This is a genomic window from Dactylosporangium sucinum, assembly GCF_014647515.1.
Classification (GTDB): domain Bacteria; phylum Actinomycetota; class Actinomycetes; order Mycobacteriales; family Micromonosporaceae; genus Dactylosporangium; species Dactylosporangium sucinum.
Genome location: NZ_BMPI01000067.1, coordinates 1 through 11,234 on the forward strand (window position 1 = coordinate 1; position 11,234 = coordinate 11,234).

Annotated in this window: 9 protein-coding genes; 7 read left to right on the plus strand and 2 right to left on the minus strand. The window is 71.9% G+C overall.

Going from position 1 to position 11,234, the window contains the following annotated elements; all coding sequences use genetic code 11:
- Nucleotides 1-155 precede the first annotated feature (155 nt).
- Nucleotides 156-1,043, minus strand: a complete 888-nt coding sequence (locus IEZ31_RS44150; protein WP_190256125.1) for an N-acetylglucosamine kinase — start codon at nucleotides 1,041-1,043, stop codon at nucleotides 156-158.
- Nucleotides 1,044-1,129: 86 nt separating this feature from the next.
- Here IEZ31_RS44150 and IEZ31_RS44155 point away from each other — a divergent pair, with 86 nt between their 5' ends.
- The 7 genes from IEZ31_RS44155 (at nucleotide 1,130) to pepN (ending at nucleotide 9,841) form a co-directional block, all read left to right on the plus strand.
- Entirely contained in the window at nucleotides 1,130-2,056 is a 927-nt protein-coding gene (locus tag IEZ31_RS44155; protein WP_373294788.1) for a MurR/RpiR family transcriptional regulator, read from the plus strand.
- Complete coding sequence (locus tag IEZ31_RS44160) at nucleotides 2,053-2,805, plus strand: sugar isomerase domain-containing protein (protein WP_190256127.1); 753 nt, start codon at nucleotides 2,053-2,055, stop codon at nucleotides 2,803-2,805. The genes IEZ31_RS44155 and IEZ31_RS44160 overlap by 4 nt, the downstream gene beginning before the upstream one ends.
- Nucleotides 2,806-2,822: 17 nt before the next feature.
- Complete coding sequence (gene ngcE / locus IEZ31_RS44165; protein ID WP_190256128.1) at nucleotides 2,823-4,229, plus strand: N-acetylglucosamine/diacetylchitobiose ABC transporter substrate-binding protein; 1,407 nt, start codon at nucleotides 2,823-2,825, stop codon at nucleotides 4,227-4,229.
- Complete coding sequence (locus IEZ31_RS44170) at nucleotides 4,229-5,137, plus strand: carbohydrate ABC transporter permease (RefSeq protein WP_190256129.1); 909 nt, start codon at nucleotides 4,229-4,231, stop codon at nucleotides 5,135-5,137. The genes ngcE and IEZ31_RS44170 overlap by 1 nt, the downstream gene beginning before the upstream one ends.
- A 23-nt stretch (nucleotides 5,138-5,160) precedes the next feature.
- Nucleotides 5,161-5,952, plus strand: a complete 792-nt coding sequence (locus tag IEZ31_RS44175) for a carbohydrate ABC transporter permease (RefSeq protein ID WP_190256173.1) — start codon at nucleotides 5,161-5,163, stop codon at nucleotides 5,950-5,952.
- A 39-nt stretch (nucleotides 5,953-5,991) separates the two neighbouring features.
- Nucleotides 5,992-7,212: a glycosyl hydrolase gene (locus IEZ31_RS44180; RefSeq protein ID WP_190256130.1), complete on the plus strand. Its 1,221-nt coding sequence runs from the start codon at nucleotides 5,992-5,994 to the stop codon at nucleotides 7,210-7,212.
- A gap of 163 nt (nucleotides 7,213-7,375) precedes the next feature.
- Nucleotides 7,376-9,841: an aminopeptidase N gene (gene pepN, locus IEZ31_RS44185; RefSeq protein WP_190256131.1), complete on the plus strand. Its 2,466-nt coding sequence runs from the start codon at nucleotides 7,376-7,378 to the stop codon at nucleotides 9,839-9,841.
- 59 nt (nucleotides 9,842-9,900) lie between these two features.
- On the opposite strand, the gene IEZ31_RS44190 is transcribed toward pepN, so the two are convergent.
- Entirely contained in the window at nucleotides 9,901-11,007 is a 1,107-nt protein-coding gene (locus tag IEZ31_RS44190) for a glycosyltransferase (RefSeq protein ID WP_190256132.1), read from the minus strand.
- Nucleotides 11,008-11,234 lie beyond the last annotated feature (227 nt).

Below are 11,234 nucleotides of genomic sequence, written 5' to 3' on the forward strand. Positions count from 1 at the left end.
CCCTACCGATGGACCTACGACGGCACCCCACTCAAGGCCGCGTAACCCCCGACGAACTAACGCGGTGCTGCACTAGGCGGTGAAGTGGGCGGGGCGGGTGAGGCGGTGGAGCGGGCGGGGCGGGCGACGTGGTGGAGGGTGGAGTGCTGGAGGGGTCAGGCCCTGGCCTGATACGTGGCCGCCGCGAGGCGAGCCGCACCCAGCGTCGGATCCGCCGCCGTGCCCAGCTCTGTCCCGCGAGCCCCGAGCCGTTCCACAACCCCGCGCCGCACCGGCGTGTCGTTCGTGAGCAGGCTGCCCGCCAGCACGACGGGCGCCGCGGGCGCCGAAAGCTCGTCCAGCGTCGCCACCAGCCGATCGGCGGCCGAAGCCACCAGCGCCAGCGCCGCCGGCTCGCCCGCGTCGGCCAGGCCGCACACCACCGGAGCCAGGGCCGCGAACCCGGCGAACGGCAATCGGCCCGCCCAGTGGACCAGGTCATCGGGCGACGCCGCGCCCGCGTGCGCCGCCACCGCCGCCACCAGGGCGCCGCCGCCCGCCCAGGAGCGGGCCGAGAGCCGCACCGCCTGCAGGCCCAGCCACATGCCCGAGCCCTCGTCGCCCAGCAGCCAGCCCAGGCCGTCCGCCGTGCGCACCACCTCCAGCGCGTCGACCAGCGCCGCGACCGCCCCCGTGCCGCTCACCAGTACGGCGCCGGAGGACCACGGGCCGCCCGCGGCGAAGGCTGTCACCGCGTCGCCGACCAGGGCGATCTCGCCCGCGAGGCCAAGAGCGGCCCACTGCGCGTCGAACGCGGCGGCGACGCCGGGATCAGCCAGTGCGCTGACCCCGGCGAGCCCCACCACGCCCGCCACCACCGACCCTGGGTCGAGGGTGCCGAGCGCCGACCGTACCGCCGACCCGACAGCGGTAGCGGCCGCGGCGCCCGTGGCCGAGGGGTTGCCCGGGCCGGCGGTGCCGCGGCCGCGGACGACCCCCGACAGGTCGCTGACCACGGCCTTTGACGCGGTACCGCCGGCATCGACCCCCAGCACGAGATCCATGGCGAGGATCGAACCATAGAAAATGCTTGTTGACTAGAACTTGAAGTGGTCGTAATTTTCATCGCCATAGCGAGTCGATGAAAAGGATGACCGTAGTGACGGGTGAGAGTGGCGGGCTGCTCGGGCGGCTGCGCATCGAGGGGCCGACCATGCCGGAGGCGCTGGCCCGCATCGCCGAGACGATCCTCAGCGATCCGGAGACCGCGGCGCACGCCAGCATCGTCGACCTGGCCGAGCGGTCGGGGACGTCGACGGCCACCGTGACGCGGTTCAGCCGGACGCTGGGCTTCAAGGGCTACGCCAACCTGCGGGTCGCCATCGCGACCGAGACCGGCCGCGCCGAGCAGGCCCGCTGGGAGACCGACATCAGCGGCGACATCGCGCCCGACGACCCGCTGGACGGGGTGCTCGGCGTGATCACCGCGGCCGACACGCGGGCCATCCAGGCGACCGCCGCCGGGCTCGACGTCGCGGCCGTCGAGCGGGTCGCCGCGGCCATCGCCGAGGCCGGCCGGGTCGAGATCTTCGGGCTCGGTTCGAGCGGCACGGCCGGGCGGGAGATGGCGTTCCGGCTCGAACGGATTCGCGTGCCGGTGTGGTACCGCTCGGACACCCACACCGCACTGACCAACGCGGCCCTGCTGGGCCCAGGCGACGTGGCGATCGGCCTCTCGCACTCGGGCCGCACGCGCGAGGCGATCGAGACCCTCGCGGAGGCCGCGGATCACGGGGCGCTGACGGTCGCGGTGACGTCGTTCGGGCGATCGCCGCTGGCCGAGGTGGCCGACGTCGTGTTCACCACGTCGGTCCACGAGACCACCTTCCGGGTCGCGGCACTGTCCGCGCTGCACTCGCAACTGCTGGTCCTGGACCTCATCTACGTCGCGGTGGCGCAGCGCACCTATGAGCGCACCGCCGAGGCCCTGGAGCTGACGGTGCGCGCCGTCGACGCGCACCGGCTGCCCGACACGACCAACAACCGCAAGCGACCACGGAGGGAAAAGCCGCTGTGACCATCAGAAGTGCCGACTACGTCGAGGTGATCCGCGCCGCGATCGAGCGCGTGAGCACCACCCAGGGCGAGCGGGTGGCGCACGCCGCCGACCTGCTGACCGCGACGATCCAGGCGGGCGGGGTGATCCAGGCGTTCGGCTGCGGGCACTCCGAGGCGCTCGCCATGGAGATCGCCGGCCGGGCCGGCGGCCTGGTCCCGACGAACCGCATCGCGCTGCGGGACATCGTGCTGTACGGCGGGGAGCCGCTGAGCGCCCTGGCCGACCCCCAGCTGGAGCGCACGCCCAGCGTCGCCCACAGGCTCTACGACCTCGCCCCGATCAAGCCCGACGACACGTTCGTCATCGCGTCCAACTCCGGCGTCAACGGCGCCGTGGTCGAGATGGCCCAGCTGGTGAAGCAGCGCGGGCACGCGCTCGTGGCGATCACCTCGCTGGAGCACTCCTCGCGCGTGGAGTCGCGGCACGCGAGCGGGCTCAAGCTCGGCGACCTCGCCGACGTGGTGCTGGACAACGGCGCCCCCTACGGCGACGCGTCGCTGCCCCTGCCCGGCGGCGGTGCCGTCGGGGCCGTGTCCTCGATCACCGCGGCGCTGCTGGCCCAGCAGGTCGTCACCGAGGTCGTGGCGCGCCTGCTGGCCGCGGGGGTCACGCCGCCGGTCTACCTGTCCGACAACGTCCCTGGCGGGCGGGAGCACAACGCAGCACTCGAAGCGCGGTACGCCGGGCGCATCCGGCGTACCGCATAAAGGAGAGAAGGCCACTCATGAACCCCTCACCCTCGGATCGAACCTATCCCAGACGGCGCTCCATTCTCAAAGCGCTCGCCGCAACGCCGCTGCTCACCGCGTGTGTGACGAGTGGCAACGACGACCAGCCCGCGGCGCAGAGCGGGACGAAGAGCGCCCAGAACCCGCTGGGCGTCAAGGAGGACGCGCCGCTGGAGGTGGTCATCTTCAAGGGCGGCTACGGCGACGACTACGCCAAGAAGGCCGAGGACCTCTACAAGCAGCGCTACCCCAAGGCGACGATCGACCACAAGGGCATCCAGAAGGTCGGCGAGGCGCTGCAGCCGCGGTTCGTCGCCAACACCCCGCCGGACGTGGTCGACAACACCGGCGCCGGCCGGCTCGACCTGGCCACGCTGGTCGGCGCGAAGCAGCTCGGCGACCTCTCCGAGCTCCTCGACGCGCCGTCGTTCGAGGATCCGAACACCAAGGTCCGCGACACGCTGCTGCCCGGCGTCGTCGAGGACGGCACGTTCGACAAGCAGGTCCTGACGCTCAACTTCACCTACACGGTGTGGGGCGTGTGGTACTCCAAGTCGCTCTTCGCGAGCAAGGGCTGGACCTACCCGAAGACCTGGGACGAGATGCTCGCCCTCTGCGCGACCATCAAGGGCGCCGGCATCGCGCCGTGGACCTACCAGGGCAAGTACCCGGAGTACATGAACGACCCGCTGCTCACCATGGCCGCCAAGACCGGCGGTATGGACCTGGTGAAGGCGGTCGACAACCTGGAGCCCAACGCCTGGAAGGCCGAGGGGCTCAAGGGCGCCGCCGAGGCGTTCGCCGAGCTGGCCGCCAAGGGGTACATCATGGCCGGCTCCGAGGCGCTCTCCCACACCGAGTCGCAGGCCTCCTGGTGCCAGGGCAAGGCCGCGTTCATCCCGTGCGGCTCCTGGCTGGAGAGCGAGCAGAAGGACATCACCCCCAAGGGCTTCGACATGGTGATGGGCGCCGTGCCGAGCCGGACGGGCGGCGACAAGCTCTCGGGCGCGGCGGTGCAGGCGGCGAGCAGCGAGTCGTTCCTCGTCCCGGCGAAGGCGAAGAACGTCGCGGGCGGCCTGGAGTACCTCCGAATCCTGTTCTCGAAGCAGTCCGCGCGCTCGTTCGCCGAGTCCGCCGGCACGCTGCCCGCGGTCGCCGGCGCCGCCGACGGGCTGACCCTCTCCAGCGGCCTCGGCTCGGTCCGCGACGCGGTGACCGCGGCCGGCAAGGACGCCTTCACCTACCGCTTCCGCACCTGGTACGCGCCGCTGGCCAAGGCCGTCGACGACGCGACCGGCGAGCTCATCAACAAGCGCGCGACCGCGGCCGAGTGGGCGGAGCGCATCCAGAAGGCGGCCGACGCGGTCTCGAAGGACTCCAACGTCAAGAAGTACACCCGCTGATGCAGCACGGTCGGTTCCGGTTCCTGGTCGGTGCGCTGCTGCCCGCGCTGGTGCTGCATGTCGTCTTCGTGCTGTCGCCGTACGGGCAGGCGTTCTACCTGTCGCTCACCGACTGGACCGGGGTGGCCGGCGAGGCGCACTTCGTCGGGGCGAGCAACTTCGCTCGCCTCGGCGGCGACTCGCTGTTCCTCGACGCGGTGCGCAACAACGCCGTGATGCTCGCGGTGGTACCGCTGGCGACCATCGCCCTGGGCCTGTTCCTGGCGAGCATGCTGCATCTCGGCGGCAAGGACGGCCGGCGCGGGATCGCCGGCTCGAAGGGGTACCAGATCGTGTACTTCTTCCCGCAGCTGCTGTCGCTCGTCATGGTCGCGGTGCTGTGGCAGTTCGTCTACAACCCGAACACCGGCCTGCTCAACGGGGCGCTGCGGGCGGTCGGTCTCGACGGGCTGGCCCGCAGCTGGCTGGCCGAGCCCTCGCTGGCCCTGCCGGCGGTGATGGCGGTCCTGGTCTGGTCCTCGGTCGGCTTCTACATGGTGCTGTTCAGCGCCGCGATCGATGCCATTCCCAAGGAGCTGTACGAGGCCGCGCTGCTGGACGGGGCGAGCGGCTGGGCCACGTTCCGGCGGATCACCCTGCCGCTGGTGCGCGACACCGTGCAGGTGGCGTTCGTGTACCTCGGCATCGGCGCGCTCGACGGCTTCGCGATCGTGCAGATCATGACCGTCGGCCCGGGCGGTCCGGACGGCGCGACCGAGGTGATCGGGCTGACGCTGTGGCGCAGCGCCTTCACGTTCGGCTGGTTCGGCTACGCCTCGGCCATGGGCGTCGCGCTGTTCTTCGCGACGCTGACGATGGCGGTCCTGGTGATGCGGGCCGGCCGCAAGGAGAGGATCGAGCTGGCGTGAGGAAGGTATTGCCGCATGTCGCGATGCTCGGGTGGGGTGTGGTGACCGCGTTGCCGCTGCTGTGGGCCGTGCTCAGCTCGTTCAAGACCGACAAGCAGATCCTCACCGGCGACCCCTGGACGCTGCCGGCCGATCCACAGTTCGGCAACTGGGCGCGGGCCTGGAGCGAGGCGAGCATCGGGCGGTACATGCTCAACAGCCTCATCGTCGTCGGCGGGGCGCTGGCGCTCACCATGCTGCTCGGCTCCCTGGTGGCGTATGCGCTCGCGCGGTACGACTTCCGCGGCAACCGCCTGATCTACTACGTCTTCGTCACCGCGATGTTCTTCCCCGTGTTCCTGGCGCTCGTACCGCTGTTCTTCGTCGTGCGGCAGCTCGGCCTGCTCGGCACGTACCACGGGCTGATCCTGGTGTACGCGGCCTACGCCGTGCCGTTCACGGTGTTCTTCCTGCACTCGTTCTTCCGCACGCTGCCCGGCGAGGTGGCCGAGGCGGCGTTCCTCGACGGCTGCTCGCACGGCGCGGTCTTCTTCCGCGTCATGCTCCCGATGGCCCGTCCGGGCCTGGTCGCCGTCGGCATCTTCAACTTCGTCGGGCTGTGGAACCAGTACCTGCTGCCGCTGGTGCTCAACCCGAACGAGAAACGGTATGTCCTGGTCCAGGGTTTGGCCAACCTGTCGGTCAGCCAGGGCTATCGCAGCGACTGGAGCGGACTGTTCGCCGGCCTGACCATCGCCATGCTGCCGGTGCTCATCGCTTACGTCGCGTTCCAACGGCACATCCGCGCCGGTATGACCGCCGGCTCGGTCAAGTAAGTCCCCCTCCATCCCCTCTGTACTAGGAGGACTCTACTCATGAAAATCGGCAAACGTCGATCTTTGGCGGTGCTCTCGGGCGTCGCGATGCTCGGCGCGATCGGTGCCGTCGCCGTCACCGCCGCCACGGTCGGCACGGCCAGCGCCGCCACGAACTGCGGCTACCTGTTCGACGACTTCAACTACAGCTCGTCGAGCGACTCGCTGCTGACCGGCCACGGCTGGGTCCCGCGCACGTACTCGGGCGGCCCGGGCGTGCCCGGCGCCACCTGGTCGGCGAACAGCATCTCGTTCCCGACCTCGGGCGGGCAGAAGGTCATGCAGCTGACCGCCTCGACCGACGGGACGAGCGGCGGCACCAACCAGGCCGAGCTGTACTCGTCGCAGAAGCGGTACTTCGAGGGCACGTACGCCAGCCGCGTCCGCTTCACCGACGCCCCGGTCTCCGGCAACGACGGCGACCACATCAACGAGACGTTCTTCACCATCAGCCCGCTGAACGGGGACCTCGACCCGACGTACAGCGAGCTGGACATCTCGGAGTACCTGCCGAACGGCGGGTGGGGCGAGACGGGTCCGATCAACTACCAGACCACGTGGTACACGTACCGCAACGAGCCCTGGTTCGCGGACAACGTGCACTCGGAGCAGCGGCAGAGCTTCGACGGCTGGCACGACCTGGTCGTGACGGTCGCGAACGGCCACGTCATCTACTACATCGACGGCGTCCAGATGGGCGACCACTCGGGCAAGTTCTACCCGCGCCAGACGATGACCATCAACTGGAACCTCTGGTTCATCGACACGGCGGCCCACTCGGGTGGCATGTCGACGTACATCCAGCAGGTGGACTGGGTCCTGCACGCCAAGAACCAGGTGCTGACCCCGGCCCAGGCGGCGGCCCAGGCGGCGGCGTACCGCTCGTCGGGCTCGTCCTTCGTCGACACGGTGGACGCGTCGGGCCCGTGCGTGACCCCGACGGGCTCCCCGACCCCGTCGGCGTCGCCGTCCAAGTCCCCGTCGGCGTCCCCGTCCCCGTCGACCTCGACCCCGCCGGCCACGAACTGCAACGCGGCCCCGGAGTGGTCGATCAGCGCCGTGTACACCACGGGCCAGACGGTGAAGCACGAGAAGAGCAAGTACGGCGACCCGAACGGCCCGGCGTCGGGCCAGGGCAAGCACCTGTGGCGAGCCAAGTGGTGGACCCAGGGCTCCGAACCCGGCTGGACGGCCAACTGGGAGGACCTCGGCAAGTGCTGATCTGACGCCTACCTGACAGGGCCGGCACCGAACCACGGTGCCGGCCCGCCCGTGCTTGCTGACGGGGTGCGGCGGCCGTCTTCCAGGGGTGGAACGGCCCGCCGCACCCCTTCGACCGGCCACCGCCGCTGGGAGGTGGGGCCGGGCGAGGTAGCGTTCGATCATGGTCAGCCTCACCCGCGCCGAGGCGGAGCAGCGGGCTCGGCTGCTGCGCGTCGATGCCTATCGCGTGGACCTCGACCTCACCGGGGAAGCCGAGTACGTCAGCCGGACCACCGTCGAGTTCGCCTGCGAGCAGCCCGGAGCGGGCACGTTCGTCGAGTTCAGAGGGGGCACCCTCAAGGAAGTCGTGCTCAACGGGGTTGCGCTCGATCCCGGTGCGCGAGCGGACAACCGGCTGCCGCTCGACGGGCTCGCCGCGGTCAACCGGCTCGAAGTCGCCGCCGTCGCGCCGTACTCCCACGGCGGGGACGGGCTGCACCGGTTCGTGGATCCGGAGGACGGGGCCGTCTACCTGTACGGGCAGGCGCCGCTCGACCACGCTCAGCAGATCTTCGCCTGCTTCGACCAGCCCGATCTCAAGGCGCCCATCACGCTCGGCGTGACGGCGCCGGAGGGGTGGATCGTGCGCGGGAACGCGCCCGGACGGGCCGCCGGACGAGGGCGGTGGGAGTTCGAGGACACCCCGCCGCTGTCGACCTACCTGTTCAGCATCCTGGCCGGGCCGTGGCACGAGCGCACGGCCGAGCACGACGGGATCCCGCTCGGGCTGCTGTGCCGGCGGTCGCTCGCGCCCTTCCTCGACGCCGACGCCGAGGAGCTGTTCGCGGCCACGGCCAAGGCGTTCGACCGGTACCACGAGCTGTTCCAGCTGCGGTACCCCTTCGGAAAATACGACCAGACGTTCGTGCCCGACTTCGCCGGCGGCGCGGTCGAGAATCCCGGGCTCGTCAACTTCCGCGAGGAGTTCCTCTTCCGGACCGTCGCCACCGGCAGCGAGCGACAGCGGCGGTTCGTCGTCATGCTGCACGAGATGGCGCACATGTGGTTCGGGGACCAGGTCACGCTGCGCTGGTGGGACGACATCTGGCTCAACGAGGCGTTCGCCGAGTACCTCGGCTGGCGGGTCGCCGCGGAGACGGGCCGGCACCCGGCCGCCCTCGCCGACTTCGCGATCTGGCGGGAGCGCTGGGGGCACCTCGCCGACCAGCGGCCCTCCACGCACCCCGTCGCGCCCGACGACGTCACCGACACCGCGCTGGCGATGCTGAACTTCGACGGGATCTCGTACGCGAAGGGCGCCGCCGCCCTGCGGCAGCTGGCCGAGTTCATCGGGGAGGACGCGTTCTTCGCCGGGCTCCGGCAGTACTTCCACACCTTCCGCTTCGGCAATGCGGCCCTCGCCGACTTCCTCGCCGTCCTGGGCAAGGCCGCCGGCCGTGACCTCAGCGGGTGGGCCGAGCTGTGGCTGCGCAGCACCGGCGCCAACACGCTGCGCCCCGTGGTGACCCGCGCCGCCGACGGCACGCTGGAGTCGCTCACGGTCGAGCAGTCGGGCCGGCCGCTCCGGCCGCATCGCATCACGCTGGCCGCCTACGCCTCGGACGGTTCGGTACGGCGGGTGCCGTGCACGCTGGACGGCGGCGCGACGGTCGTGGACGGTTTCGCGGGGCTGCCGAACGGCACGGTGCTGCTGGTCAACGACGGCGACGCGACGTACGCGACGGTGCGCCTCGACGACGCCGGGCTGGCGGCGCTGCCGGCCGTGCTGCCCGACCTCGACGACCCGCTGGCGCGGGCGGTGCTCTGGACCGCGGTCATCGACGCCGTCCGCGACGGGCTGCTGCCGCCGGCCGACTTCCTCACCCTGCTCGGCGCGGCGCTGCCCGGCGAGCGGGAGGAGGGCGTGTTCGACGAGGTGCTCTCGTTCGCGCGGGACGCGCTGGCCCGCCGCGGCCTGGTCCCGTTCGGCCCGCTGGCCGAGGCGTGCGCGACCGCGCTCGTGGCCGCCGCGCCGGGCAGCGGCCGGCAGCTCGCCATGGCACGCGCGCTGGTGACGGTGGCCGGCCCGGACGAGGCGGGGCTGTTGCGCGCCTGGCTGGACGGCGGGCGCCCCGGGTTCAACCGCAAGAACGACGGCGCCGTGCCCGGTGGGCTGACCGTCGACGGCGGGCTGCGCTGGTCGCTGCTGCTGCGGCTGGCCGCGCTCGGCGCCGCCGGCGAGGAGGAGATCGCCGCGGAGGAGGCGCGCGACCCGAGCGCGGCCGGCGCCGAGCGGGCCGCGGCCTGCCGGGCGGCCCTGCCGACGGCCGAGGCGAAGGCCCGCGCCTGGCGGATCGTCGTCGCCGACGAGCGGCCGCGCATCGCGATGGCGACGGCGGCGAACTTCTGGCAGCCGGGCCAGGAGGCGGTGACGGACGCCTACGTCGAGCGCTACTTCGCCGACGTGGCGGCCATGCTCACCGGCCGCTACGCGTTCGCCGGGGCGCAGGTCGTCCGGGCGGCCTTCCCGCTGTACACCTCGCGCTCCCTGGACCTCGCGAACGCCGTGCTCGCCGACCCCGCCCTCGACCCCGTGCTGCGCCGGGAGATCGGAGACGCGGCCGACGAGCTGCGCCGCTGGGCTTAAGGCCTGTTTCATGACTGGGCCCGCCGCAGCCCGGCCCCAGTGATGAAACAGGCCTTAGGTCAGGCGAGCGCTTCGAGCGCGGGGAGCAGCGCGGCGGGGTCCGGCATCGACGCGATCTCCTGCTGGAGGCGGAGGGCAGCGGCGCGGTACGACGGGTCGGTGAGGACCGTCGCGAGCGCGTCGCGGGCCTGCTCGGGCGTGGTGTCGACGGCGTCGAGGACCACGCCCACGCCGAGCTCGGCGCAGCGGACGGCGTTGGCCGGCTGGTCGGCGCCCATCGGCAGGAGCACCAGCGGCAGGCCGTGCGCGAGGGCGCCGAGCACGCTGCCCGAGCCGGCGTGCGAGACGACGGCGTCGCAGGCCGGCAGCAGCTCGGCCTGTGGGACGTACCGCTCGACGCGCACGTGCGGCGGCTGCGGGCCGAGCTCGGCCGGGTCGATGCTGTCGCCGACGGTGACGACGAGGTTGACGTCCTCGACCTGGCGCAGGCCGGTGACGACCCGGCCGAAGAGGTCGCCCGACTCCGTGTTGAAGATCGTGCCGAGCGTGAAGTACACGGTGCCGCCGCCGGTTGTGGAAACGGGCTCCGCCGGCCGCATCAGGCGGCCGGTCGGCGGCAGCGGCACCGCGCGGAACGACGGCGGCACCGGCGAGATCACCAGGTGGCGCTCCAGCATGGCCAGGCCAGGGTCGGGGCCGAGGCCGTGCGCGGCGCGGACCTCGTCGAGCTTGCCGGCCAGCCCGTCCGGGCGGCCGAACGTGCCGGCGGCCAGCACCAGCACCGAGGCGTGCGGGATGCCCAGGGTCTCGGCGGCGATCATGCTGCCGAAGTCGGTCTCGTCGCACACGATGACGTCCGGGCGCCAGCCGCCGGCCACCTCGCGGACGGCCGGGGCCCGCTCGGCGGCGATCCAGCCGGCGAAGCCGTCGCGGAAGTCGCGGTCCTCGCGGGCCGGGTCGACCCGGCTGAGCGGCACCCGCTCGCCGCTCATCGTCGAGCGCCGGCCCGACGGCAGCGCCGTGAAGCCGGCCTTGGTGACGTGCGGCATGACCGCCGGCTGGCCGGTCACGGCCACGGTGTGGCCCGCGGCGGCGGCTGCCCGGGCGAGCGGGACCAGGGGCTGGAAGTGCCCGTTTCCCCCGGCGAACGCGAACAGCAATCTCATCGGAAAAAAAGTTCCCCGTCGGTGTCGAAGGCGGCGAGCGTCGTTCGACGCGTTGGTGAAAAGGTAGTCACGAGACAGAGGAGACGAAAATGCGTTACATGCTCATGCACCGCCTGGACCAGTCCGACGCCGCCGCCTGGCAGCCGAGCCCCGAGTTCATGGCCAAGATGGGCGCGTTCATGGAAGAGGTCAGCAAGGCGGGGGTGCTGCTGGCCGCCGAGGGCCTC